Here is a 25,712-nt window from a genome sequence, read left to right on the forward strand (position 1 = left end):
CGGAGGGCCTGATCGACGCAAAAGAAAGCACTCGAGTTGGAGTGGTCGCATCTGTGACCGCATCCGTGCTCTTTGGCGTCCTGTTCTACCTTCCGCCACTGGTGACTCCGCTGGGGGCGGACAGCATCTTTGCTTGGCGCGTCTTCATCACTATTCCACTGGTGGTCCTGGCTTTCCTCGTCTCGCGAAAGTCGCAGGATCTCCTCAGAATCCTCGGACGAGTTCGTCGCCGCCCCGCGCTGCTGCTGGTCATCCTCTGCAACGGGCTGTTGCTGGGGGTGCAGCTCTGGATCTTCGGATGGGCGCCGATCTCCGGACACGGATTAGAGGTGGCGCTCGGCTACCTGCTTCTTCCGCTGATGATGGTCGTCACCGGACGTGTGATCCATGGTGAATCATTGCGCCCTCTGCGGCTTGCTTCCGTCGTGGTCGCAGCCGCAGGGGTAGCAAGCGCGATTGTGCTGGCTGGAGGAATCTCGCCGGCAACGATGGTCGTCGCGCTCGGCTATCCCGTGTACTTCGAACTCCGTGCCCGCTTTGATCTGAGCAGTCCAGGAGCCCTGGGGCTGGAACTGGCAGTTCTGCTCCCTATCGCCGTGTGCTTGAGCATCTGGCACACATGGCCGACCACCGATGGTCCGAGGATCATCGTGGGGCTGCTTGTAATCGGGCTGGTCAGTGCCTTTGCTTTGCTCCTCTACCTCCGCGCGAGTGAGTTGCTTCCTTTCGGGCTTTTCGGTCTCCTGACCTATGTTGAGCCTCTGCTACTCGTGGCGGTGTCGATCGTGCTTCTCGGGGAACCTCTGTCGGTTGTCGACCTTCTCGTCTACGGACCGATCGCCGTTGCGTTGTGCCTGCTGGGCATCGAGACCGCGAGGGCGTCGCGAAACAAGCGCTTCCCCTCGACGGGGCCTAGCAGCGACATCGGATCGTCCGAGTCGCAGTGATAGAGCGAACGAAGCCGCGGCGCGGTCGGTGCCCACATTCGCTCATCCCCGGGAGCGGTGGCTTAAGGTGGAGTCACGATGCCAGTTCCTCCCGTGTTCCCGTTCCGTCGCACGGGCAGGGTAATTTACAGCTCCCGCGGACTTTACGGCGGAGCCGTCGCCATCCTGGTGCTCGTCGCGCTGATCGGCACCGTGGTCGTCGTGTATGCGGAGAAGAACTCCCCGGCAACCATCGTTCTGGCGTGGTGTTTTTTGGGTGTGCTGTTGGCCATGGCGGGCTGGTGCATCTACTGCGGACGCCGCGTGCGACTGTGGGAGCGCGAGTACGAGCGTGTGACGGGTCACCGTTTCAGCGGAAGCCCCTGAAGCGTCCGGGTGGTTGATGATGGGCGTGATGGCGCTGACCATCCCGCTTCCGATCTACTTCGGTCGAGTCAAGATGCGGCTGGCGAAAGACCTCCACAACAAGGTCCTCTACGCCGACGCCGACATGAACAAAGCCGACTGGATGACCGCGGCCGGCTCCATCGTCGGCGTCGGAGGCATCGGCCTAGGGTACTGGTGGGCAGACTCGGCCGCAGCGACGTTCATCGCCGGCAGCATCCTCTGGGACGGACTGCGCAACACCCGCGCTGCGATCACCGACCTCATGGACACCCGCGCCACCACGTTCGATGATCACAAACCGCACCCCGCAGCCGACGCCGTCCTCGACTATCTCGTCACACTGCCGTGGGTCCGCGACGTGGCGGTTCGAGTGCGCGACCAGGGCCAGTTCTTCCACCTCGAAGCGTTCATTGTCCCCGTCGACTGCGCAATGCCCGCCCTTGCGGAGCTGCGCGCGGCGCAGCAGCGATGCCAAGAGCTGGACTGGAAACTCATCGACGTCGTCCTTGTCCTCACCGCAAAGCTGCCGGATCACCTCAAGAGTTCCACGATCGGCACCGGTGAGGAGCAGGCTGGTTCAGGTGTCATTTCGGGCGACACGGCTCGAACGTCCCGCGGAGTGCTTAAGGGTGCTGCAGCGCGATGGATCGCGCTCGGATAGACGGGATCGCTGTCTTGCCGACCGTCACCGTCACCAGAATTCCTTTTAATCTCGCGGAGGACTCGGCTGCGGTGCGGGAGCTGACATCGAGTAACAGCAGTGTCTGCCCCGGGGTGGCGGCAATCTCTATATCGTCGAACGTGATCTCTACGGTTGGCTGATCGTGTACCGGTTGGCGCTGATCGATCCGTTGAAGGAGATGAGGCGTCCGAAGACGGTCGCTGTGTTGGCCGTGATCGCACCGTCCGCGAGCAGCGTGCCACGCAGCGTGCTGGTATTCAGCGTCGCACCGCCGCGAATGCGCCAGTACACGTTGGTGGCCGTGGCGCCGTTCGCGAGGACGACGTTCGTGTTGTTTGCGACGGTCAGGCTGTTGGCGATAAAGACGAATCGTGCGCTCGGGTCTCGCCCGGCGTCGAGGGTGATGGTGCCGGAGGTGCTGAGCGCGTTCCACGAGTAAGTGCCGGGGGTCACGCGTCCGGTGAGGATTCCGGTGCGCGGTGTCGCGGGTCGCGCTTCCAGCGCGGTGGCGAGCGTGCGCGCATCGGCCATGGCCACGCGTGCGGCGCTCGTGTTGCGCTCGAGTGATCCGTACCGGTCCAGCACGCTGAAGTTGGAGATCGTGGTGCCGGGGGCCGTGCCGATGCTGCCGCTGATGTCGGTGAAGGTGAACAGACCGTCCGAGACCGACGTGGCGGCCAGGAGCGAGAAAGGCTCGGCGCGTCCGACGGCGATGGGCGGGAGCGCGGCCGCGCCCCAGGTCGCCGAGGTTGTGGTGCGCGCGCTGAACGCGGCATAGGCGTGCGCGGACGGGGATGCCGCTCCGGCGACGATCGCGGCAGCAGCGAGGGCGGCGATCACGACCTGCTCGGAGCGCCGTGCGCGTGAGGGCGTCGGCAGTGCGAGTCCGATGGCCACGAGGGTGCCGAGTATCCATGCCGCCAGAGCGAGCGGGTCGCGTCCCATCCAGTAGACGGGCAGTCCGATGAAGGGGACGAGCAGCCGGCCGGCGCCCTGGATCTCGCTTTCAGTGAGAGTGCCCGAGTCGCGATCTGCGTTGGCGTCGCCCTGTGTGACGAACCCGTCTTCGCGGGTCTCGACGATGCGGTGCATCTTGATGATGGGCTTGTCGTCGACGGTGACGGTCTCGAACGCGACCACCATCCCGTCGCCGTAGGTCTGTCCGGTCGGGACGTCGGAGATGAGGACGACGTCTCCCACCGAGATCGTCGGCTCCATGGAGCCGCTGAGGATGATCATGGGACGCCAGCCGAGCAGGATCGGCAGCAAGGCGATAATGGCGAGTGTCGCCATGACGGTGAGGTATCCGCGGGAGACGAGCAGTAGTGCGAACCTGGCCCAGCCGTCCCTCCCGAAGGGCCCGGACGACGGTTCAGGAGTCGGGTGCTCCGGAACAGACGCGTCGGCGTCCTTCGGGGGGAGGGTGGTGGTCATGGTTCGCCTCGCGGCCCGGCTCCTGTGAAGTGGGCGATCAGTTATCGGTGGTCTGGAGCTCCCAGACCACGTCGAGTCCCACCCGCGCGCCCTGCAGGGCGTCGATCTCGGCCTGCGTCATGCCGGTGGTGTCGAACGACCAGGTCGCGCGGTACGTCTTGGACTCGCCGGCCGTGCCGGTCGTCGTCCAGCCGTTGGCGCCCGTCGCCCAGTCGGTGTCGGCGGCGGCGAGCTGCGCGAGTGTGCCGGTGAGGGGAGCTGCACCCGAGTCGGGGGTGAAACCGGTGCAGTCGTTGAAGGACCCGCCGGTGCCCTTCTCCATCGAGATGAGGATGTGGTTTTCGAGGCCGCGGTCCTTGAGGAGGTCCTCGACGTAGGTGCGTACCTCGCCGGGGACGTTCGAGTTCGTGGTGACGACGACGCACTTCTCGCCGCGGTCGCCCGGGACCATGTTCTCGACCGTGAGGGCTGCTGCGCCCCGGTCGTCATCGGTCAGGGTCACGCGACCGGTGCTCCAGGAGTTGCCCGAGTTCTCGGTGCGAGCGGAGAAGGCGGCGTACGAGCTCTGCCAGACGAGCCCGCCGGCGAGGAGGACGGAGACGGGGATGACGAGAGCGGCGATGGCACGGTTGCGGCGGGAGGAAGACGGCATGGGAGAACCCTTCGAAGGAAGTGGGGCTGGGGAGAAGGAGAAGCGACGCGAACGTGCCGCCGGAGCGCGGCGGACCGCAATGCTCGATGATTCACGGTAGAACGGCTACCGGTGGAGCAGTAGGGACTAAAGTCCCATGGGTTCAGCCCGGCGGCAGAAGCAGCACGGGCGCGGTGGCGTTCAGGAGCACGGTGTGCGTGACGGCGCCGATCGGGGTCCCGGATGCGCTCCGGGATCCCCGGCCGAGGACGAGGAGCTCCTTGTCGAGCGAGGCGTCGAGCAGAGCGTCGGCGGCCGGCGTCGACAGGATGCGTCGTCGGATATTGATGGTCGGGTCGATCGCCAGGAGCGCTCGCTCGGCGGCATCGAGCCCGTCGGTGCAGTGCTCGCGGCAGCCTCCATGGATCAGCGTGAGGGGCGCGCCGCGGTCACGCGCTTCGACATATGCGGCCTCGGCCACCCGGCGAGCGGTGTTGGCAGCGCCGATTCCGGCGACGACGCCCCGACGGAAGCTCAGATCTATGTCGGGAATCGCCGCGACGGCGCACTGTGCCGTGATGGCCAGCTGAACACTCAACGCACCGCTCACCCGGCTGCGCCCGAGGCCTTTAGTGTCGGTGCCGATCACGATCACGTCATCGGGCTCCGCGATCTCGCTGAGCGCCTTCCAGACGGGGCCTTCAAGATGCAGCGGCTCGGCCGCGAGGCCGGCATGCTCGGCGTCGATGATCGCCCGCGCGTCTTCCAGGACGGATACGTCCGACTTGCCCAGAGAGGGACCGACGTGTGCGAGAAGGAGTGGCGCGCCGTCGTCCGTGCTGCGGCGTGCAGCCCACCGCAGCGCGGTCTCGGCCGTGGCGGTCCCATCGACCCCCACGATTCGGCGGGCCCGGGACTTCGCTCTGCTCATGATCTCTTCACTCTCGCGTTCAGGTGCCGTTGTCAACAGGGTCGAAGGTCCCACCGTCCCTCCGGTATGGTCCTGCTACACGAGGGGGTGAGGAACAGTGTCGGAGATTCGTCTGCAAAGACTGCTCGAGGCACATCGCGCCGTCATGGAGTCGTTGGACGTCGATGTTGTTCTGCGACGAACGGTCGACGCCGCGGTGTCCCTTCTCGACGCTCTCGACGGTGCAATCGTCCTGTTCGATCGTCGGGGACTCGCGGACCGCGTCATACACGTCGCCGGCTCCGCCTCACGCGGCCCGCTGGCTGACTTGGACAGTTCCGATCTGACGCCGCTCACGGGGGTCGAACGGGAGCCTCGACGCGCCGGCATCTCCATGGACGACGGTCCCGAGTTCCTCGCCGTTCCCCTTCGCTCCCACGGTGACGCGTACGGGGCGCTCTACCTGACGGGGAGCCCTGGGGGACCCTTCACGCCCGACGACGAGGAGATGATCGTCGCGCTGGCGGGAACGGCCGCGGTGGCGCTGGAGAACGGTCAGCTCTACGACGAGCTCCAGCGTCAGCTCCGCTGGAGCACGGCGCTGACCGAGGTGTCATCGGCACTGTTGTCTGAGGATGTCTCCGACGCCGTCGGCGTGGTCCTCGCTCGTGTGGGCACTGTGGTCGCCGCTGCCGTCATCAGCGTCGTGGTTCCCGACCCGGACTCTGACTTGCTGCTCATCCACACCGCACGCGGCAGCGGTGCGGAGCGATTCGAGGGACGTCGGTACGAGCGTCGCGGCGGTCTCGTCGACCGCGCGCTGCGCAGCGGACGCGTGGTTCTGTCAACCGCGGGCACGGCTTTGATCTCTCTGGAAGCCGAGATGGGGCCCAGCATGGTGCTGCCCGTCGTGGTCGCCGGCGAGTCGATCTGCGCGCTCGCGCTCTCGCGATCCCGCGGGACCGCTCCGTTCACGGCCGACGACGTCGACATGGCCGCCGAGTTCGCCACCCAGGTCGGGCTGGCGATCGAAATCATCCGAGCCCGCGGCGACCGGCACCGAGTGGAGCTGGCCGAGGAGCGCAGTCGGATCGCTCGCGATCTGCACGACCACGTCATTCAGCGCCTCTTCGGCACCGGGCTGTCGCTGCAGGCGGTAGCCGCCCGCTTTCCGCAGGCGGAAGGCGCCCTCATCGAACAGGTCGACGCCATCGACGAGGCGATCGACGAAATCCGCACCGCGGTGTTCGCGCTGACCTCCCGCCGGCGCGCATCCACCGGGTCGGTGCGGCACCGCATCCTCGACGTCGTGAGCGAGATGAGCGATTCGCTGCGCGTGAGCCCGCAGCTCACCTTCCGCGGCCCGGTCGACCTGATGCTGACCGGCACAGTGGGAGACGACGTCATCGCCGTCGTCCGGGAATGCCTCGCAAACGTCGCCCGGCACGCCTGTTCCGACGTGACGACGGTGATGGTCAGCGTCGATCAGGGCTCGGTGGAAGTGGTGGTGACCGACGACGGCGTCGGGGTGTCGCCGGATGCCGTGCGCCGCAGTGGCACAGGCAATCTCGCAGACCGTGCTCGACGGCGCGGAGGCGACTTCACCATCTTCTCCGCGGCAGAAGAAGGAACGCGGGTCGTCTGGTGGGCACGCCTCGTAGCGGAGAGGAGCAGGGTATGACTCGCGTGTTCCTCGTCGACGACCACGAGATCGTTCGGCACGGCGTCGCGGCTCTCATCGACGTGCAGCCCGACCTCAGCGTCGTCGGCGAAGCGGGCACCGTCCGAGAAGCGCTCGCGCGCATCCCCGCGACATCGCCCGACGTCGTGGTTTTGGATCTGCGTCTTCCGGACGGCGACGGAGTCCAGCTCTGCCGCGCCATCCGTTCGGCCCAGCCCCGGATCCGCTGCCTCATGCTCACCGCCCACGACGACGACGACGCCAGTGTGGCCGCAGTGTTGGCTGGTGCGTCCGGGTACGAACTCAAGAACATCCGCGGGCACAACCTCGCGGATGCGATCCGGCGCACCGCCCGAGGCGAATCACTGGTATCCCGCCACGTCGCCGACCGCGTCGTACAGGCGATGACCGCGGCGCCCGCGCAGCCGAACGCTGACAACAGGTTCCCCGCAACGGACCTCACTCTGCGTGAACGGCAGGTACTAACATGCATCGGCGACGGCCTGACCAACCGCCAGATCGGTGATCGCCTCGGTCTCGCCGAGAAAACGGTGAAGAACTACGTCTCCAGCCTCCTCGCCAAGCTGGGCATGGAACGCCGCACTCAGGCCGCGGTCTACGCCACATCACCCCTCAAGCCCTGACTCTTCGTTCACATTGCTCTGTCAAGACAGCGTTCATCCCACACCTGGCCCGCGGTGTCCGAAGTTCTTTGGACACGTAGCGCATCATGAGGCCGATGAATGCAGCAGGGCCAACTCGGGATCCGCACCAGGCCCGCGGCGGGCGCACTGTTTTCGACAGGTCGCCAGCCACGCTGGCAGGGCATCCGCCCGACCGGGCCTCGGCGACACGAGGGGCCGAGACTCGGCGCACACCCCGCGGCGGTTGTCGCTCAGAGGTACTGCTCCATCCGTGAACTCAGGTCCGTACGGTGATCGTCGAGCCGGCGGCTGGTTTCGAGCGTGCTGAGGCCGTCACGTCCGGGGGCGAGGAGATCGAGATCGTCGCGCGCGAAAAGGACCTCGTAGAACGGCGCAAGCTCCTCGTCGGAGTACTTCAGCGCCACCGCGAGCGTCTGCAGCGGCGTGCCCCACCGCGCAGCATTGGCGTTCACGTCCGCCCCGCCCTCCAGGAGACGCTCCACAAGCGGCACCTCGGCAACGAAATCATGAGAGGTCTGAGAGAAAAGGATGTGCAGCGTCGAGTAACCCTCCGGAGCGACGACTGCTCCCGCATCCGCCCCATCGTCGAGCAGCCGACTCGAGATCGCCAGTCGGGCGTCGAGGTGGCGGTTTCCGAGCGCACGATGCAGAAGGGTCAGGCCCGAAGAGCTGACAACGTGAGCGTCCCCGTCGTAGAGAGCGACAAAGTCCTCGTAGGAACCCATCTTCGCCAATCCGTGAGCGCTGGGCATGACTTGTCTCCTATCTGGCTCGCAACTCCGTCGCACCGCCCTCAGCGCGAAAATTGAGGGCGGTGGTCTACTCGCCCGGAGTCTCGAGTACCTCGTCGGTGAGACTAATGCCCCCGGTGGAGCTCGCAGAGTGCATGAGCTGCTCGATCCACTGCGCATTGAGCTGAGGTGCTTCCGCGTCGTCGAATGTGAACCGCAGCGGAATAGACGGATGCAGCCAGATCGTCGAGCGGCCTTCCGGGTCACCCTCGGGGTGACGCCACGACAGGGTGAAACTCTCGTTGCGCCGCAGCTTCGTAGCTATGACGACCTTGAGATGAGCGAGCGCGCGATCCTCGATGTGGATCTCGTTTCCACCGCCGTATTGGATGTATCCCATGCATTGAACCCTATCCGGGAGAGCACGCAGCTCAACGGCTGAAGACTCCGGCGGATATTCACGGTCACACGCAAGATCATGATTGATGGACGCATGTCAGAATTGGGTCAACCACGATGCGGACATCGTCAGCCGCGCCTCGTTCGAGGATCTCGTGGCAGAGCAGAAAGCACCCGATGGGCAAGTTCATCTACGAGAACGGCGTCAAGACCGAGATCGAAGACCGTGCGCTGACGCATCTCCAACTGGTCATCACCGCGAAGCTGCGCCGCGGTGAGCCGTTCCCCTTCACCTGGCGCGAAGACACCAGCGTCGGCGGTGGCCGAGTGACCGTGTGGGTGCACGGGGGCAGCTCCCTCGTGTTCAAGTACTTCGGCAGCCGCCAGCCCGCGATCAACCGCGAATGGGTCGACGCTCTCGCCTTCACGGCGAACTCACCGAGCGGTCTCTACCTCGTTCCCGAACCGGCCGAGAACACGTCCACTGATCGCATAGCGGTTCCCGCTCAAGCCTGATCGGCCCACAGAGGGTGCCACAGCGACTGCCTCAGTCGGTCGATCGTTACAACTCGTCGTCGTCGGATGCAAGCCCCTACGCATGAGCCGCCGGGCTGGAGCTACCCTCGCGGGATGACCGAGACGCGAGTGGAGACGAAGACACAGGTCACGATCGACGGATGGTCGTTCCGGTTGCAACCGGAACACGATCTCGCCGACCTCATCGGCCGTATAGAAGCTGCCGCCACCACCGGTCCGTCCTTCGTTCAACTGCAGGACGGCGAAAGCATGGTGAGCGTTCTGGTAAGCCCTCAATCCAAGGTCCTCATCATCGTGTCGCCGCGCGAAACGAACGGCACCGGAGACACTCCAGCGTTCGAGCCCACGCTCTCCACGGACATGACCGACTGGGAGCTGTGATCGCCCCACCCGCCGAACGGGACGAATCAGTCCTCGAGGCGAACCGGTCTCAGCTGCCGTCCGGATCGGAGGGCCGCGGCCCCGGACGTGACCGAGATCGCCTCACCAGCCACACGGCCAGCCCCACACCAACGACCACCAGCACGGCCAAGACGATTCCGCCTATCAGCAGCAGGTCCGGGATAGACGGCAACAAAGGATTCCGTTCCATGCGCCGATCATAAGAGCACGGAGACCCTCACGTCCGGCGCACTCAGTGAGGCAAGAGCAGCACGAGCGCGATGATCGCCACTACTGCCGCGCACAGAGTGACCCATCCCAGAATCACGCGACGACGCGGCGGCTCCGGTGGATGGCGGGTCGGCTCGCCGAGTCGAGCGCGGATCACGTCAGCTTTGCGCTCGAGCTCATTGGCCCGCTCCGCGAGCTCGCCGTTCCCCACACTCACCATGCCGATCGTCGACGAGAGAAGCGCAGCGTGCTCTTCCTCGATCCGGAGCAACTGGCCTCTCAGCTCGTCTTCACTCTGAGCATCGCCATCATTGGGAGGCATCGGCGCTCCCGTCGTCAGCGGCATTGAGATGTCGGTTCGGCCCTGTGCCCCACTCGCGACCACCGCCACGTCGCCGAGCCTGCCCGACCTGAAACCTGAGCAGCGCTGCAGAGCCGAAGACGAGCAACCCATAAACAATCCATTGGAGTGGGGAGTTGTCGGTGCCGAGTTGGACGGTCCATGTGAGGAGCCCGATCATATATCCGAACAGGACGGCGCTGATGCCGAGCATCGCGCGATGGAACCGAAGGCTCCGCTGATCGATCGATCCCACCATGCGTCGAGGGTACGACGAACAGCCACTGTCGCACCAGGCGCGCAACCCAAAGCCGGCCCGGTGCGGGACGCCTCGCGCGAGGGAGGAAGCGCTGATGCGAGGCGTCCCAAGTGACGCCGATGCCCGCCAGAGCCACTCCGGCCAGATGATCGCCCCCCGGCGCCATCTGGCAGGTTCAGGATCGTCGATCGGATCTTTTTCCGCAAGAGGGCTACGACTCCAGCGACGCGGTGACCTCAGCGGCGACGTCGAGAGCGCGTCGGTCTCCACGAGTGTTCGGCGTGCTGATCACGAGGAACCGCGTCTCCGTGTCTCCAGGGTTGAAGAATCGGTGCGCAAGCCCGGGCGGGAGCTCCACGCCCTGTCTGGCCGCGAGGTCGACAGTACCGTCGACGGTCTGCATCTGAGCTGTGCCCTCGAGCACGTAGAAGAACTGCGTCGCCGTGTCGTGCACGTGCCACTCTTCACCGGCGCCGGCCGGCACTCGCTCCTCGATCACTGACAGTCCTGGGTTGTCGAGCAGTCGCCACCCATCGGAGACCTCGCCCCACACGTAGTGATCAGCGGTGGTGACCTCGACTGGTTCGGGCATTCTTCGATCCTCCCAGACGCATCTACTTTGCAGACGCTCGCACCCTCGCGATCCCACTCCACCACTGCTCAAACGTCGCTCACCTACTCAGCCTCATCTCACTTCAACGTCTGGCCCATTGGCCACGATAAGACCAGTTATCCCGACTATCGGCGCGAACGCCTTCAACTCAGGGGTCTATGATCGCTAGTCCTCAGGCACCCTGAGCAGTGCGGCGCAGTTGCGATCCTGACCGAAGCGGCTGCGGCACACCCCGCTCAAGGGGGAAGCACTGAAGCGAGGCACCCCGGAGTGACCCCAATGCACGCCGGAGCCGCTCTGAGTCAGACGAACACGCCCCGGCGTCATCTGACAGCTTCAAGATGCTTGGTCGGGTCTACTTCCACAATCCGCCGAACGGTTATCGTCACGTGTTCGCTCGTCGAAGTCATCATAGGCAGCTCGGGCGCAACCGACTGAGCGGTCTACTCGGCAGGCGTCTCGAGCATGTCATCGACCAGCTAAACGATCCACTTCTCGTTCGGCCGCGGTGCCTCGGTTTCCGGTCCGAGATCTGCGAGTCAATGTCGCTGTGTTCGTTGAGAGACGCGAGGTACTCCACGTGGCCGCGCATCGCCGGCTTGTACCGCTCGAGTTCCTCAACGTGCACATGATCCGCACGGTCCGGCCACCATCGTCACCGGCATCCTTTCGGAAGTGCTGGGCGCCGGCGGCGGCGGCGTGGTCCCGGCAGTTATGTTCTTCTTCGGCGCCAACGACCTGATCGCAAAAGGGGACCTCGTCTTCATGATGATCCCGGGGTCGCTCTCGGCCACGCTGGGCACATGCGCCGCAAGAACGTCGACCTGCGCGGCGGACTGTTCGTGGAAGTCGCCGCGTGCCTCGCATCGCCGCTCGGCCTATTCACCACGACGGCGATCACACCGCTCTGGTCGAACATCGCGTTCTCGGTGCTAATCGCCGAGATAGCGGTGCAGCTGATCCGGCGAAATCTGCGGCGTCGCTGACACGCATGATCTTCACCAACACCGTCTGTTGAATAGCCCGAATGGCGCGAGGCGAACGCGACGGCGCGTTAGAGCCCCGGTGTTGCGCGAGCGTCGGGGCGGGCAGAAGCGATCAGCATGCGCAGGCCCATCTCAAAGGCACGCGTGGCGACGGGATCACCGGGATCCTCGCGCTCCAGCGTAGCGAAGGCAGCCGCAAAGCGCGGGAACTCCTCCTCCTGTCCGGTCGGATCGAAGACCACCGGGGGTCCCGACATGTCGAGGACGCTGCCGAGGATGAAGGACTCGAAGGCGGTGAGCAGCGGGAGCACATCTCCGCTCCCCCAGCCCGCCCGCTCGGCGGCCGCCACGAAGTCCTCGTATTCCGCCAACAGGACCGGGGCCGAAGCCTTCGTCGTCATGAGCAGTGGGATCGTCCGTGAGTGATGCGCGAACGCGCGCCGGTACGAGTTCGCCCAGGCCCAGAGGCCCTGCTCCCAGGGGCTTTCCCTAAGCGGCCGGGAGTCGATCAGCGCTGAGACGAGAGCTCGCACGTCTTCGATCATGGCTGCCCGATCGGGTACGTGGTTGTACAACGAGGCGGGATTGACGCCCAACTTGGCCGCCACCCGACGGATGCTCGCACCCTTTACACCCTCCTGATCGATGAGCTCGAGGGCGGTGCGAGCGATGAGGTCGCGGTTCAACAGTGGCTTCGACGGTCGTGCGATGAGAGTCTCCTTCGGCCGCCCCAGCCTACGCCGTGAAAAGTCTGGTGCTTAAGAAACAAACGCTGTATGTTTTATCTCGCCACGCCTGTCCGGCGGTGCAGAGAGCGCTCACGGCGCCAGCGGAGAGAGAATCATGGACCACTCGACATTCACTGTCGTCGAAGCCGACATCGCGCAGCTGCACGCCGCCCTCGAGACCGGGATCGTATCGAGCGTCGAGCTCGTTGCCCGCTACCTCAACCGCATCGCCTTCTACGACCGCTCGGGCATCCGTCTGAATTCGGTTCCTGTCCTGAACCCCGCCGCGTTCGACGAAGCTCGGGAGTCCGACATTCGGCGGGCCCGGGGCGAGTCCCGGGGCGTGCTCGACGGGATCCCGTTCACTGCGAAGGACAGCTTTGCCGTCTCGGGGCTCACCGTCGCCTCCGGATCCCCCGCCTTCGCCGACCTCGTCGCCTCGGAGGACGCCTTCGCCGTCGCCCGCCTGCGCGTGGCCGGGGCGGTTTTACTCGGCCTGACGAACATGCCTCCGATGGCGGCGGGCGGGATGCAGCGCGGGGTCTACGGTCGGGCGGAGTCCCCGTACAACGGCGACTACCTCACTTCGGCGTTCGGGTCCGGGTCCTCCAACGGCTCGGGCACGGCGACCGCGGCGAGCCTCGCGGCCTTCGGTCTCGGCGAGGAGACGTGGTCGTCGGGCCGAGCGCCCGCGTCGAACAACGCCCTCGTCGCCTACACCCCGTCGCGTGGTGTGATCTCGGTGCGCGGCAACTGGCCGCTCGTCCCCACGATGGACGTCGTCGTGCCGCACACCCGCACGGTGGCCGACATGAAGATCGTGTTGGACGCGGTCGTCGCCGATGACGCCGACGCGCACGGCGACCTCTGGCGCACGCAGCCGTGGATCCCCCTTCCCCAGCCGTCCGCGCTGCGTCCCGAGTCCTTCGCCGAACTCGACGACCTTTCCCTCGCCGGCCTCCGCTTCGCAGTTCCTCGGATCTACATCAACGGCGACGGCGCCTCGTCTTTTCCCATCGAGACTCGCGAGAGCGTGATGGCCCTGTGGGCTCACCTGCGAGACGATCTCGAATCCGCCGGCGCCGAGGTCGTCGAGACGGCGTTTCCCGCGGTCGACAATTACGAGAAGCTGCACGCACAGGACCGCGACCTCGTCGAGCGCGGGTTCGTCACCCCCCAGTTCCTGCAGGACGAGGTCGGGGCGCTCGCGATCTGGGCGATGGACACTTTCCTGCGCCAGAACGGCGACCCCGCCCTGGAGCGGCTCGCTGACGCACAGGCCTCTCAGATCTTCCCCCACCCGCGCGAAGCCCTGCAGGACCGCTACGGCATCCTTCCCTTCGACATCGCCTACGACATCGGCGACTATGTGGCGGTGGCCGCGGAGCGCGAGCCCGACTGGAGGCGAATCCCGGGCCTGGAGGCCGGGCTGCGCGGCCTGGAGCACGCCCGCCGTGTGGACCTCGAGGAGTGGATGGATGCCGAGAACCTCGACGCGGTGATCTTCCCCACCGCGGCCGATGTCGGCCCCGCTGATGCCGATGTGAATCCGCGTTCCGCGGACATCGCCTGGCGTAACGGTGTCTGGGTGTCGAACGGCAATCTGGTGCCGCGCCATCTGGGGATCCCGACCTTCACGGTGCCCATGGGCATCATGTCCGACACTCGGATGCCGGTGGGGGCGACAATCGCCGGCCGCGGTCATGATGACGTGCGACTGCTGCAGATCGCCTCGGCGGTCGAGGCGCTGCGCGTGCGCCGAGCGGCGCCGGTGCGCACACCGGCACTGGCCAACGAGGCCCTGTTCCGCACCGCGGTCCCGACGGCCGACGGCTCGATAGCGGTGCAGATCGACACCGTGACCCTCGACGCGACTCCGGGCGGAGACGGGCTCGTCCGCTTCACGGCGACCGTCACCGGCGGGACCCTCGACGAGTGCGCCGCCTCGGTCGACGGCATCCCGGTGCCGACGACGACGGACGGCGAACGGATCACAGGCGAGCTGTTCGTGCCCGCAGACGCCTACGAACCGCGGCACAGCGAGTGGCGTCCCGGGTACGGCCCGCTCGTCGTCGTCATCGTCCGTAACGCCGACGGCGCCACGGCAGGCCACACCGCCACGACGACCGCCACCCCGTTCTGACACCTGACATAGCCGACGTCGCGGGCGCCCGACCCGGCCGTCGCAGAGAAGCGAGAAGAGAGACCATGTCGCACGAGTTCTTCGACTATTTCGAGCACGTCGAACTGCCCTCGCCGACCCTCGACGACGCCGAGGTCCGGCGTCTCTTCGCCGGCACCTTCGGCATCGAGGTGGATCTGACATCGCTCGGCAGCCAGCAGGACCAGAACTTCCGTGTCTTCCCGCGCGACTCGTCCGTGCCTCTCGGCGTCCTCAAGCTGAGCAACCCGGTCTTCAGCGAGCCCGAGATCGAGATGCAGGACGCGGCGGCCGCGACCGTCGGCGACCGTGACCCCGGACTCCGCGTGCCTCGCGTGGTCCTGGGGCCCCGAGGCCCCCTGTCGTCCTGGTGGAACACATCGCAGGGGCGGATCCACGCCCGGGTGATCGAGAATCTGTCTGGTCGCACGCTGATGGGGTCGCGCTACCTCTCCCCCGCCGTGGTCCACCGCATGGGCGAGCTGTCGGCGCGGGTCAGTCTCGCACTGGCCGACTTCGAACATGTCGCGAGCGGGCGGGTGCTGCAGTGGGATCTCCGCCACGCCGGTCGCGTCATCGACACGCTCCTCCCTCTTGAACCGGACACCGCCGTGCGGGAATTCGTCCGCGCCGCTGCGGATGACGCGCTGCGCACGCTCCGACCGGTGGAACAGTCGCTACCGACGCAGGCCGGGCACTTCGACATCACCGACGACAATGTGCTGCACCGGATGGAGGATCCGCTGCCGGATGCCGTGATCGACTTCGGCGACGTGGTCAGCTCTTGGCGCGTAGGCGAGATCGCGACGACCGTGTCGTCGCTGCTGCACCACGACGGTGCGACCCTCGCCACGACCCTCCCCGCGATCCGGGCGTTCCATGAGCTCCGCCCGCTCGACGCGAACGAGCTCACCGCGCTGTGGCCTCTCGTCGTGCTGCGAGGCGCCGTGCTCGCCCTCAGCGGTCGTCAGCAGGTGCGCCTCGACGACGCGAACTCCTATGCGGGCGATGCGCTGGAGCGCGAGATGCTCATTCTCGAGGTCGCGGCATCGGTGCCGTCACGAGTGATGAACGCCGTGATCCGGGATTCGCTGGGCCGCCGGGATGCGCCCGACGAGGTCTGGACCGGCGCCCCGCTCGCCACGTTCGATCGGGTGACCGCGCTCGACGCCGGGACGACCTCGCCCCTGAACGACGAGGGACGCTGGTCGGCGCAGGGCGCTCTCGACGACGCGGCGCTCGCATCACTGGACGACGGGGCCGACGCGGTGTTCCTTCCGGCGTGGCGGCCCGTGCTCACCGAGGCGCCCGCGCGCACCCCGGAAGCGCCGGCGACGATCCCCACCGGCGTCACCGTCTGGCTCGCGCAGCCGACGCCGATCTCCCGGATCGACGACACGACGACGATCCGACCGGGCACGATCGCCGTGTCCGACGGCGGCGAGACCCTCACGATCTCCGGACTTCCCTCCTCCGGCGACGACCGGGTCCTTCCCGCTCGCACGCGCCTCTTCGTGCAGCGGCAGGGGGCCGATGTCGTGGCGGCACCGGAGCGCGTCACTGCCGAGATGGCGGCGGGGTGGAGAACCGTACTCGGCGACCCTGCCGCGGCGTTCGGCCTCACTCCCCCGGCCGCAGCCGACGCGGACGGCGAGGACATGCTCGGCCGCCGCGAGGCCGTGCTCGCCGAGGTCCAGGAGCACTACTACACGCACCCGCCCCAGATCGAGCGGGCATGGCGCGAGTACCTCATCGACATCGACGGCCGCGTGTACCTCGACATGGTCAACAACATCGCGTCGGTGGGCCACGCCCACCCCCGCATCGCCGAGGCCGCGCACCGGCAGCTGCGTCTGCTCAACACCAACTCCCGATTCCACTACCGGGCGATCACCGAGTACGCCGAACGGATCGCCGCGACCCTGCCGGATGAGCTCGACACCGTGTTCTTCGTGAACTCGGGCTCCGAAGCGGTCGACCTCGCCATCCGCCTCGCCCAGGCCTCGACCGGCCGACGGGATATGGTCGCCATGCGCGAGGCGTACCACGGGTGGACCTTCGCCAGCGATGCGGTCTCCACCTCGGTGGCCGACAACCCCGCAGCCGTCGGCTCGCGCCCGGAATGGGTGCACACCGTCGCGGCTGCCAACCCGTATCGCGGCACACACCGCGGCGCCGACGCGGTGAACTACGCCCCCGAGGCGGTGCAGGTCATCGAAGGGCTCGCAGATTCCGGGATGCCCGCCGCCGGTTTCATCTGCGAGTCGTACTTCGGCAACGCCGGAGGCGTAGCTCTGCCCGACGGCTATCTGCGCGACGTGTACGCCGCGGTCCGCCGTCAGGGCGGGATTGCCATCGCCGACGAGGTGCAGGTGGGTTTCGGGCGACTCGGAGAGTGGTTCTGGGGCTTCCAGCAGCAGGATGGCGTTCCCGACATCGTCGCTGTCGCGAAGTCCATCGGCGCCGGTCAGCCCCTCGGCGCAGTCATCACCCGTCGAGAGATCGCCGACCGCTATCGCACACAGGGCTACTTCTTCTCCTCCACCGGCGGCTCTCCGTTGTCGTCCGTGGTAGGCCTGACAGTGCTCGACATCATCCGCGACGAGAACCTGCAGGAGAACGCACGACAGGTCGGCGCTCACCTGCGCTCGCGCCTCGAGGCGCTCGCCTCCGAGCACCCGATCATCGGCGCCGTCCACGGATCGGGACTCTACCTGGGACTCGAATTCGTCCTCGACCGCGAGACCCTCGAGCCGGCGACCCGCGACACGGCCGCGATCTGCGACCGACTGCGGGAACGAGGGGTGATCATGCAGCCGACCGGCGATCATCTCAATGTCTTCAAGATCAAGCCGCCGCTGTGCGTCACCCGCGAGTCGGTCGACTACTTCGCCGATGCCGTCGCGCACGTCCTCGCGACCGGCTGGTGACCTCCCCTCGCTTCGCACTCCCGACAGACATCCCCCGAGATAGGAACGACCATGTGGCGCATGCCGGCAGAGACCGCAGAGCACACCCGCACCTGGATGGCCTTCCCTCGCCAGGGCTTCACGCTCGGCGACACCGCCGCGGCGCGCGAAGAGGGCTACGCGGCCTGGACGGCCGTCGCCCACGCCATCATCGAGTTCGAGCCCGTGACGATGGTGGTCGATCCCACCGAGATCGCCCGTGCACGGCGCATGCTCGATTCCTCGATCGAGATCCTCGAGGCACCGGTCGACGAGTTCTGGATGCGCGACATGGGCCCCACCTTCGTGGTCGACGACGACCGGCCCGACGTGCTCGGGGCGGTCGACTGGATCTTCAACGGCTGGGGAGCCCCGGCGTGGGCCGAGTGGCAGAAGTCCGCGCAGATCGCCCGCACCGTCAGCGAGGCGATCGGCGCGGAGGTCATCTCGTCCCTCCTGGTCGCCGAGGGTGGCGGACTGCACGTCGATGGCGCCGGGACCGTGCTTCTGACGGAGACGGTTCAGCTCGATCCGCGCCGCAACCCGCTCGCCGACCGCGCGCGCGTCGAGGCGGAGATGGCCCGCACGATCGGCGCCGATCAGGCGATCTGGCTCTCGCAGGGGCTGACCCGCGACTATGACGACCTCGGCACGAACGGGCATGTCGACATCGTGGCCACGTTCACCGCTCCGGATCGGGTGCTGCTGCACGACCAACTCGACGCCTCGCATCCGGACGCGCAGGTGATGAACGTCCTGCGCGGTGAACTCGAGTCGCAGTTCGCCGCACTCGGACGCGCGGTTGAGATCACCGCACTGCCGGCACCGTCGACGCTGCGCGATGACCACGGCTTCGTCGACTGGAGTTACGTGAACCACCTCGTCGTCAACGGCGGCGTGATCGCGTGCGGCTTCGGCGACGATGTGGCCGATGCGCGGGCCCGCGCCATCCTGAGCGAGTCCTACCCAGGCCGCGCGGTCACCACGGTCGATGCCCGTCCGCTCTTCGACCGTGGCGGCGGCATCCACTGCATCACCCAGCAGCAGCCCACTCTGCCCGCCGCGGACTGAGCATCGCGTCCCCTCGCAATCAACCCGGCGACGATGCCGGGCTGGCACTGGCGGCCGTCCTGTTCGCCGTAGCCGCGGTCAACCCGCTGGGAAGTGCGGACTATACGGTTTCTGGCATCCTGCTGCCTGCTCGTGCCTTCTGCGTGCCACTCGCGGTTCTCTTCCGCTCTGGCCGCAGTCGCGGACCAGGATCACGCCCCGAGTTAACTTGTCGCAGCCCCGAAGCGCGTTTACCTAGACTTGCGGGACGGTCGCGGCGGGTGGACGAAACTGTGCTCGTCTTTGATCGACGCGACGGCGTCGGAGGCGAAGAACGAGAGCGCCGCGCGCGATGCCGCGGGGTCGGTCGATGTAGTCGCGACGGCCCCGGCGAAGACCGTGTCGATGGCACAGTCCGGCGGGAGCGCCCCCAGTATCCGGATGCCCTCCTGTCCGACCATCTCGCTGAGCTGCTGGAAGCCGACGTCGACCTCGCCGTCGGCCACGAGACGGGCGACCGGCATCCCGGGCCGGGCCTGCACGAGTCGACCACGCAGTTCCCCGGCCATGCCCCAGTCGTCGATCTGCCGCAGTATCGCCGTGCCGCTTGGCCCGGTGGAGTAGCCGATGCGCCCGGCATTCCGCAGGGCGGCACGCACGCCCGCCGCATCATCGAAGGCGTGGACGGCGGGTGCGCTGGCCTCGCGGCTTCCCTCGGAACGGACTGCGATCGCGGTGCGCGACAGCACGAGCGGCGTCACCGAAGACGCGGTGACGTGTCCGTGGTCGGCGAGTTCCTGCAGCGCTCCGGATGCCAGGAAGACGAGCTCCAGCTGCTCCCCCGCCGCCACCCGGCGTGCCGCGTCGACCCCACCCACCGACTCGATCTCGGCGCGCGGCAGGCCGGCCTCGGCCGCGGCCGTGGCGAGGTCGGCGAGCAATGCTCTGGTGGCCATCGACGAGAGGGCCTTCATGCGACACTCTCGAACGACTCCGCGTCGACCTCGGTCGCCTGCGCCGTGCTGTATCGGGGGCCGGAGACGGATGCTGTGTCGATCAGCTCGCCCGCCCGCCGCAGCAGCCCGGTGTCGACAGCGAGTTCCGCCGCCGCGAGATCGTCGCGCAGGTGCGCGGTGCTCGTCGTCCCGGGAATGGGCACGACGTGCGAGCCTCGCGCGAGCACCCACGCCAGCGCGAGCTGAGCCGGCGTGCATCCGGCCTCTGCCGCGAGGGCGCGCCACGACGGGAGCAGCGCGGCGTTGGCAGTCCAGTGCTCGCCCTGGAACCTCGGCAGCGTGCGACGGATGTCACGGGGAGCGAGCCGGTCGGGATCCTGAATCGAGTCGCCGAGGAAACCGCGCGCCAGCGGCGAGAACGCCACGAGCGCGATGCCCAGCACCGCCGTCGCCTGCAGCATCCCCAGCTCGGGGTTGCGGCTCCACAGCGAATACTCATTCTGAACGGCCGCGATGGGCGTGACGTCCTGCGCCTCGCGGAGCCGTGCCACCGAGACCTCGGACAGGCCGATGGCCCCGACCTTCCCGGCATCCGCCATCTCGGCCAGCGCGCCGACACTGTCGCCGATGGGCACCGTCTTGTCCCACCGGTGCAAGTAGTAGAGGTCGATGTGATCGGTGCCGAGACGCTTCAGCGAGGCGTCGACCTGTGATCGCAGAGTCGCCGGGCGCCCATCGATCCTCTTGACACCGTCGACCAGGGACATCCCGCCCTTGCTGGCCAGCATCACCTCGTCGCGTCGCCCGGTGATCGCGCGACCGACGAGCTCCTCGTTGCGACCGCCGCCGTAGAGCGTGGCGGTGTCCAGCATCCGCACGCCCTCGTCGAGCGCGGTCCGCAGCAGACGCAGGCCGTCCTCCTCAGAGGGCGGCACACCGTACGCGTGGCTCAGCGACATGCAGCCGAGTCCGATGCGCGGCAGCGTCACGAGAGCTGCTCCTCCAGCCGGCCGAGCACGCGATAGCAGTCGATGACCTGCCGGATCGACGAGTTCGGCTCGCGACCGTCGCGGATCGCGCTGATGAACTCGCGGTCCTGCAACTCGATGCCGTTCATGCTCACGGCGACCTGCGACACGTCGATCTGCTCCTCCTTGCCGTCGAAGAGGTCGTCGTACCGCGCGACGTACGTGCCGGTGTCGCCGATGTAGCGGAAGAAGGTGCCGAACGGGCCCTCGTTGTTGAACGAGAGCGACAGCGTGCAGATGGCGCCGCTCTCGCTCTTCAGCTGGATCGACATGTCCATCGCGATGCCGAGCTCAGGGTGGATCGGCCCCTGGATCGCATTCGCCTGCACGATCCTGCCCGCCTGGTAGGCGAACAGATCGACGGTGTGGGCGGCGTGATGCCACAGCAGGTGGTCGGTCCACGACCTCGCCTCGCCCTTGGCGTTCGTGTTCGACCGGCGGAAGAAGTAGGTCTGGACATCCATCTGCTGCACGGCGAACTCCCCGGCCGTGATCCGCTCGTGCACCAGCTGATGCGAGGGATTGAATCGCCGGGTGTGTCCGACCATCGCGATGCGGTCGGATGCCTCGGCGGCCGCCAGTGTCGCCTCGGCATCCGCCACCGAGTCGGCGAGCGGGATCTCGACCTGCACATGCTTCCCCGCGGCGAGGACCGCCTGGGTCTGCCCCGCGTGCAGTCCGGTGGGGGTAGCGAGGATCACCGCGTCGACGTCGTCCCGTTCGAGCACCGCCTCGAACCCGACGAGGGCGTTCGCCACGCCGTACTGAGCGGCCACGGCATCGGCCTTCTCCTGCGAGGTGGCACTGACCACGGTCACCTCCGCGTCCTCGATGTGCGCCAGACCGTCGAGGTGCTTCATCCCGAAGGCGCCGGCGGCGCCGACGACGGCGACACGGGTGCGATCGCTCATGCCGTCGCCTCTTCGAGTTCCTGATCCGCCGATGCGTTCGCCGGTGCGGATGCCGCGAGGTGCGGCGCGACCTCGTTGCTGACCACCAGGTGGCCGACCGCGGTGTTGGATGCCGGCACATGGTAGAACCGGTGGTCGACCTCGGGGGCTCCCCCGCCGAACTGGTCGTCCATGGCACCACGGGCGATCAGCCAGTCGACGAGCTCGATGCCCTCAGAGCCCGCCTCATCGACGTACTCCATGTGCTGCCATCCAGTGAGGCCCAGCGGGTCGGCGATCAGGTGATCGAGGAAGGCGTTGTCCCATTCCTTGTTGATGAGCCCGGCGCGCGGACCCTGCAGCTGATGGCTCATGCCGCCGGTGCCCCAGATCTGCACGTTCAGCTCAGGACCGTCCCACTTGTCGATCGCGCGGCGCAGCGCCTTGCCGAGCTCGTAGCAGCGGCGACCGGACGGCACCGGGTACTGCACGACGTTGACGGCGAGCGGGATGACCTTGACGGGCCACTTCTCGTCCGTGCCGAGCTCGCCGTAGACGAGCGACAGCGGCACCGTGAGACCGTGGTCGACGACCATCTCGTTGACCAGGGTGAGGTCGAAGTCGTCCTGGATGATCGACTGCGCGAGGTGGGCCGCGAACTCGGGATAGCCCTTCACGTCCGGCACCGGGCGCGGACCGTATCCCTCATCGGCGACCGGGTAGTGGGCTCCGGTGCCGAGCACGAACGTCGGGATGATCGAGGCATCGAACGCCGTCGCGTGGTCGTTGTACACGAGGATGACGACGTCCGGAGTGTTCTCCTTCGCCCAACGGCGGGTCCACTCGTACCCGTCGAACACCTTCTTCCAGTACGGCTCCTCGGTCTTGCCGAGATCCATCGCCGCGCCGATCGCCGGAACGTGCGAGGTGAACACGGCCGACGTGAACTTCGCCGGAGCATCCGGACGCATCGTCGTCGCCTTCTCGGTGCTCGGCGGCGTCCAGCCGTCGAGATCCTTGAGTCGTGCCCCCTGGGGGTTGCGACCGCCGCCGATCATCATGTCGCGATAGGCCGCCTCGGACATGCCGGTCATGGAGCCGGCCATCTGCTGGAAGCTCAGACCGTGCGTCGCCCCGATCTTGGCCAGGAAGTAAATGTTGCCGCCCTCGCCGATCATGGCGTTGAGGTCCATGTCGAGCACGGCCTGCCGCTGCACCGGATTCAGCGGCCATTCGTCGAGGTAGGCCGCCTCGTCGGCGAGGAAGCGCTCACGATTCTCGGGTGTCATCAGCGACATCGCGAACTGGTTGAGGTGGTACCCCTTGCGAGCCTGGTCGGCGTCGTAGATGGTGGTGCCGGGAATGTCTCTGTACGGCTTGTCGAGTGACATCGTCATTCTCCTTCGGTGGTGTCTGAGTCCGCCCAGTAGAGGCGGCGCGGATTGTCGACGAGCAGCTTCTGCTGCAGGGCCGGCGTCGTCGCGATCTGCGGGATGTAGTCGACCAGCAGCCCGTCGTCGGGCATGTGGTCCTTGAGGTTGGGATGGGGCCAGTCCGTGCCCCACAGCACGCGGTCGGGGAACTCCTCGACCACACGGCGGGCGAACGGCACGACGTCGGTGTAGGCGTGCTGCTCGCCGTCGAGCGCGCGCGGGCCGGTCGCGCTGAGCCGCTCGGGGCAGGAGACCTTGGTCCACACGTTCGGGTTCTCCCGCAGGAATCGCAGGAAGAGAGCGAACTCCGGGCCCTCCGGATCCTTCGCCACGTCGGGTCGGCCCATGTGGTCGACGACGACGCCGGTCGGGATGCGGGAGAAGAAGTCGTAGAGCTCCGGAAGGTCGTCGGCCTCGAAATAGATCACGACGTGCCATCCGAGCGGCGCGATCCTGGCGACGATGTCGTCGAGCGAATCGGTGGGCACCCGGTCGACCAGCCGCTTCACGAAGTTGAAGCGCACACCGCGCACGCCCGCGGCGTGCAGCTCGGAGAGTTCCTCGTCGGTGACATCTCTGCGGACGGTCGCGACGCCCCTTGCGCGACCTTCGCTGCGGCGGAGCGCGTCGACGAGCGCGCTGTTGTCGGCACCATGGCACGTCGCCTGCACGATCACGTTGCGGTCGAAGCCGAGGTGGTCGCGCAGGGCGAAAAGCTGATCCGCCGATGCATCGCAGGGCGTGTACTTGCGCTCAGGCGCGTAGGGGAACTCGGCACCGGGTCCGAAGACGTGGCAGTGCGCGTCGACCGCGCCCGTCGGCAGCCGGAAGGTCGGCGTGGTCGGGCCGTCGTACCAGTCCAGCCAGCCGTCGGTCTTGGTGAATCCACCGGTGGTGTCGCCGTGCGCCATCGTCAGTCCTCCACGTATTCCAGGCCGGCCGCGGCGAGCGGCTCGCGCATGCCGTAGAGATCGAGGCCCAGCACGCCCTCGCGGAACTTCTGCCGCTTCGACTCCTCGGCGTCCTCGCGCGTGCGGCTGGCATCCGCCACGGCGCCGACGAGTTCGCGCGGCACGACGACCACTCCGTCGACGTCGGCGACGACGACATCTCCCGGGTTGACGAGCGCGTTCGCGGCGACGACCGGCACGTTCACCGAGCCGAGCGTGGCCTTCACGGTCCCCTTGGAGCTGATGGCGCGGGAGAAGACCGGGAAGCCCATCCTCTCGAGGTCGGCCACGTCACGGACACCGCCGTCGATCACGAGTCCCTTGCAGCCGCGCGCGGTGAGAGAGGTGGCGAGCAGTTCTCCGAAGAAGCCGTCCTCGCTCTCGGTCGTGCAGCCGGCGACGATCACATCGCCGGCCTGGACCTGCTCGGCCGCGACGTGGAACATCCAGTTGTCGCCGGGCTGCAGCAGCACCGTCACCGCCGGGCCGCACAGTCGCGCCCCGGTGTAAGCGGGACGGATGTAGGGACGCATGAGGCCGACGCGCCCCATAGCCTCGTGGATCGTGGCGACCCCGAACTGCGACAGGCGGGCCACGTCGTCCGGGTCGGGACGCTGGATGTTCGTGCGGACGATGCCAAGATCGTTCAGTCGCATGGTGTGATCCTTCTCAGAGCCCGCGGGCGGTCAGGGCGCGGTCGAGCCGCGGGTAGACGCGACGGGCGTTGCCCTCGAACACCTGGGCGCGCGCGGCATCCGACAGATGCCGAGTGGCGTCGACATAGCGTTTCGTGTCGTCGAAATGGTGACCCGTGCGCGGGTCGATGTCGCGGACTGCGCCGATCATCTCGCTGGCGAACAGGATGTTGTCGGTCGGGATGACGTCGGTCAGCAGGTCGATGCCCGGCTGATGATAGACGCACGTGTCGAAGAAGACGTTGCGCAGCAAGTGCTCCTCGAGCTCAGGCTTGCCGAGCGCCATCGCGAGACCGCGGAACCGACCCCAGTGGTACGGCACAGCGCCGCCTCCGTGCGGGATGACGAGTTTCAGGTCGGGGAAGTCGGCGAACAGGTCGCCCTTCAGCAGCTGCATGAACGCCGTAGTGTCTGCACCCAGATAGTGGTCGCCCGTGGTGTGGAATACGTCGGGGCGGCAGGTCGTGCTCACGTGCACCATCGCCGGGATCTCGTACTCGACGAGCTTCTCGTAGATCGGGTACCAGGAGCGATCGGTCAGCGCGGGGGCGGACCAGCGGCCGCCCGACGGGTCAGGGTTGAGGTTTACTGTCACGGCGCCGAGCTCTTCCACCGCTCGGGTGAGTTCGGCCACCGTCGTCGACGGGTCGGCACCAGGCGTCTGCGGCAGCATGGCGCCGGTGAGAAAGCGGTCGGGGAACAGCTCGCCGACCCGCGCGACGAGGTCGTTGCAGATGCGGGCCCAGGTCTCGCTGACGGCATAGTCGCCGATGTGGTGGGCCATGAAAGAGGCGCGGGGGCTGAAGACGGTGATGTCGCTGCCGCGCTCTTTCATCAACCGGAGCTGATTCGCCTCGATCGTCTCGCGGATGTCGTCGTCGCTGATGCGGAGAGACGCCGGATCCGGCGCGTCGCCGTTCCCCTCCGCGAAGGCGATCTGGAGATCACGCCAGGCACCCAGTTGCGCGGGCGCCGTGGTGTAGTGGCCATGGATGTCGATGATCAACGCGTGTCGTCCTTGTCACTCGGATGCTGTCGAGCACGACTCTAAGTCGGGGG

General features: G+C 67.1%; 25 protein-coding genes and 1 pseudogene. 11 read left to right on the forward strand and 15 right to left on the reverse strand.

The window, feature by feature from the left end:
- The first annotated feature begins 41 nt into the window (after positions 1-41).
- From rarD to LQZ85_RS03225, 3 genes are all read left to right on the forward strand, one after another.
- Positions 42-947, forward strand: a complete 906-nt coding sequence (rarD, locus tag LQZ85_RS03215; RefSeq protein WP_290368288.1) for an EamA family transporter RarD — start codon at positions 42-44, stop codon at positions 945-947.
- Between the two features lie 78 nt (positions 948-1,025).
- The gene (locus tag LQZ85_RS03220) at positions 1,026-1,313 is read left to right on the forward strand and encodes a hypothetical protein (RefSeq protein ID WP_157538259.1); all 288 of its coding nucleotides are present in this window, start codon (positions 1,026-1,028) and stop codon (positions 1,311-1,313) included.
- 28 nt (positions 1,314-1,341) lie between these two features.
- Positions 1,342-1,995, forward strand: coding sequence for a hypothetical protein (locus LQZ85_RS03225; protein ID WP_056279440.1), 654 nt, complete (start codon positions 1,342-1,344; stop codon positions 1,993-1,995).
- A gap of 147 nt (positions 1,996-2,142) precedes the next feature.
- Here LQZ85_RS03225 and LQZ85_RS03230 read toward each other — a convergent pair whose 3' ends face one another.
- The 3 genes from LQZ85_RS03230 to LQZ85_RS03240 all read right to left on the reverse strand — a co-directional run bounded on the left by LQZ85_RS03230 (position 2,143) and on the right by LQZ85_RS03240 (position 5,012).
- A complete protein-coding gene (locus LQZ85_RS03230; RefSeq protein WP_082586649.1) occupies positions 2,143-3,450 on the reverse strand; it encodes a signal peptidase I in 1,308 nt (435 codons plus the stop codon).
- Positions 3,451-3,487: 37 nt separating this feature from the next.
- Positions 3,488-4,102 (reverse strand): hypothetical protein, encoded by a 615-nt coding sequence (locus tag LQZ85_RS03235; protein ID WP_056279434.1) that lies wholly within the window; start codon positions 4,100-4,102, stop codon positions 3,488-3,490.
- Between the two features lie 142 nt (positions 4,103-4,244).
- Positions 4,245-5,012 carry a universal stress protein gene (locus tag LQZ85_RS03240; RefSeq protein WP_082586648.1) on the reverse strand — a complete coding sequence of 256 codons (768 nt, stop codon included), beginning with the start codon at positions 5,010-5,012 and terminating at the stop codon, positions 4,245-4,247.
- Positions 5,013-5,157: 145 nt separating this feature from the next.
- Between LQZ85_RS03240 and LQZ85_RS03245 the strand changes: the two genes are divergently transcribed.
- Positions 5,158-6,672 (forward strand): GAF domain-containing protein, encoded by a 1,515-nt coding sequence (locus LQZ85_RS03245; RefSeq protein ID WP_230100454.1) that lies wholly within the window; start codon positions 5,158-5,160, stop codon positions 6,670-6,672.
- A complete protein-coding gene (locus LQZ85_RS03250; protein WP_056279427.1) occupies positions 6,669-7,316 on the forward strand; it encodes a response regulator transcription factor in 648 nt (215 codons plus the stop codon). The genes LQZ85_RS03245 and LQZ85_RS03250 overlap by 4 nt, the downstream gene beginning before the upstream one ends.
- 251 nt (positions 7,317-7,567) lie before the next feature.
- Here LQZ85_RS03250 and LQZ85_RS03255 read toward each other — a convergent pair whose 3' ends face one another.
- On the reverse strand, positions 7,568-8,089 hold the full coding sequence (locus tag LQZ85_RS03255) for an ankyrin repeat domain-containing protein (RefSeq protein WP_056279425.1): 522 nt from the start codon (positions 8,087-8,089) through the stop codon (positions 7,568-7,570).
- A gap of 67 nt (positions 8,090-8,156) precedes the next feature.
- Entirely contained in the window at positions 8,157-8,468 is a 312-nt protein-coding gene (locus LQZ85_RS03260) for a hypothetical protein (protein WP_056279422.1), read from the reverse strand.
- Positions 8,469-8,644: 176 nt separating this feature from the next.
- Between LQZ85_RS03260 and LQZ85_RS03265 the strand changes: the two genes are divergently transcribed.
- Positions 8,645-8,983 (forward strand): hypothetical protein, encoded by a 339-nt coding sequence (locus LQZ85_RS03265; protein ID WP_056279420.1) that lies wholly within the window; start codon positions 8,645-8,647, stop codon positions 8,981-8,983.
- Positions 8,984-9,097: 114 nt separating this feature from the next.
- Positions 9,098-9,385 carry a hypothetical protein gene (locus LQZ85_RS03270; protein ID WP_056279417.1) on the forward strand — a complete coding sequence of 96 codons (288 nt, stop codon included), beginning with the start codon at positions 9,098-9,100 and terminating at the stop codon, positions 9,383-9,385.
- A gap of 253 nt (positions 9,386-9,638) precedes the next feature.
- Here the strand turns inward: LQZ85_RS03270 and LQZ85_RS03275 are convergent, their stop codons facing one another.
- A complete protein-coding gene (locus tag LQZ85_RS03275; protein WP_157538255.1) occupies positions 9,639-10,007 on the reverse strand; it encodes a hypothetical protein in 369 nt (122 codons plus the stop codon).
- Positions 10,008-10,426: 419 nt separating this feature from the next.
- Positions 10,427-10,807, reverse strand: coding sequence for a cupin domain-containing protein (locus LQZ85_RS03280; RefSeq protein ID WP_056279408.1), 381 nt, complete (start codon positions 10,805-10,807; stop codon positions 10,427-10,429).
- Positions 10,808-11,631: 824 nt separating this feature from the next.
- Between LQZ85_RS03280 and LQZ85_RS03285 the strand changes: the two genes are divergently transcribed.
- Complete coding sequence (locus tag LQZ85_RS03285) at positions 11,632-11,814, forward strand: hypothetical protein (protein ID WP_056279407.1); 183 nt, start codon at positions 11,632-11,634, stop codon at positions 11,812-11,814.
- Positions 11,815-11,882: 68 nt separating this feature from the next.
- On the opposite strand, the gene LQZ85_RS03290 is transcribed toward LQZ85_RS03285, so the two are convergent.
- Entirely contained in the window at positions 11,883-12,500 is a 618-nt protein-coding gene (locus LQZ85_RS03290) for a TetR/AcrR family transcriptional regulator C-terminal domain-containing protein (protein WP_056279405.1), read from the reverse strand.
- A 157-nt stretch (positions 12,501-12,657) separates the two neighbouring features.
- Here LQZ85_RS03290 and LQZ85_RS03295 point away from each other — a divergent pair.
- The 3 genes and pseudogenes from LQZ85_RS03295 to LQZ85_RS03305 all read left to right on the forward strand — a co-directional run.
- Positions 12,658-14,331: pseudogene (locus LQZ85_RS03295) on the forward strand (amidase); the annotation flags it as partial.
- A 419-nt stretch (positions 14,332-14,750) separates the two neighbouring features.
- On the forward strand, positions 14,751-17,633 hold the full coding sequence (locus LQZ85_RS03300) for an aminotransferase (RefSeq protein WP_230100455.1): 2,883 nt from the start codon (positions 14,751-14,753) through the stop codon (positions 17,631-17,633).
- A gap of 60 nt (positions 17,634-17,693) precedes the next feature.
- Entirely contained in the window at positions 17,694-18,722 is a 1,029-nt protein-coding gene (locus LQZ85_RS03305; protein ID WP_230100456.1) for an agmatine deiminase family protein, read from the forward strand.
- Positions 18,723-18,952: 230 nt separating this feature from the next.
- On the opposite strand, the gene LQZ85_RS03310 is transcribed toward LQZ85_RS03305, so the two are convergent.
- The 7 genes from LQZ85_RS03310 to LQZ85_RS03340 are packed head-to-tail and all read right to left on the reverse strand — an operon-like array spanning position 18,953 to position 25,659.
- Complete coding sequence (locus LQZ85_RS03310; RefSeq protein ID WP_230100457.1) at positions 18,953-19,675, reverse strand: substrate-binding domain-containing protein; 723 nt, start codon at positions 19,673-19,675, stop codon at positions 18,953-18,955.
- Positions 19,672-20,646 (reverse strand): aldo/keto reductase, encoded by a 975-nt coding sequence (locus LQZ85_RS03315; protein ID WP_230100458.1) that lies wholly within the window; start codon positions 20,644-20,646, stop codon positions 19,672-19,674. The genes LQZ85_RS03310 and LQZ85_RS03315 overlap by 4 nt, the downstream gene beginning before the upstream one ends.
- Positions 20,643-21,596 carry a Gfo/Idh/MocA family oxidoreductase gene (locus tag LQZ85_RS03320; protein WP_056279395.1) on the reverse strand — a complete coding sequence of 318 codons (954 nt, stop codon included), beginning with the start codon at positions 21,594-21,596 and terminating at the stop codon, positions 20,643-20,645. The genes LQZ85_RS03315 and LQZ85_RS03320 overlap by 4 nt, the downstream gene beginning before the upstream one ends.
- Complete coding sequence (locus LQZ85_RS03325; protein ID WP_230100459.1) at positions 21,593-22,966, reverse strand: protocatechuate 4,5-dioxygenase subunit alpha/beta; 1,374 nt, start codon at positions 22,964-22,966, stop codon at positions 21,593-21,595. Before LQZ85_RS03325 ends, LQZ85_RS03320 begins: the two co-directional genes overlap by 4 nt.
- A gap of 2 nt (positions 22,967-22,968) precedes the next feature.
- Positions 22,969-23,919, reverse strand: a complete 951-nt coding sequence (locus LQZ85_RS03330; protein WP_230100460.1) for an amidohydrolase family protein — start codon at positions 23,917-23,919, stop codon at positions 22,969-22,971.
- Between the two features lie 2 nt (positions 23,920-23,921).
- Positions 23,922-24,614 carry a 4-carboxy-4-hydroxy-2-oxoadipate aldolase/oxaloacetate decarboxylase gene (gene ligK, locus LQZ85_RS03335; RefSeq protein ID WP_056279391.1) on the reverse strand — a complete coding sequence of 231 codons (693 nt, stop codon included), beginning with the start codon at positions 24,612-24,614 and terminating at the stop codon, positions 23,922-23,924.
- A 13-nt stretch (positions 24,615-24,627) separates the two neighbouring features.
- On the reverse strand, positions 24,628-25,659 hold the full coding sequence (locus tag LQZ85_RS03340) for an amidohydrolase family protein (protein ID WP_056279389.1): 1,032 nt from the start codon (positions 25,657-25,659) through the stop codon (positions 24,628-24,630).
- Positions 25,660-25,712 lie beyond the last annotated feature (53 nt).

It is taken from the genome of Microbacterium sp. Bi98, from assembly GCF_918698045.1.
Lineage (GTDB): Bacteria > Actinomycetota > Actinomycetes > Actinomycetales > Microbacteriaceae > Microbacterium.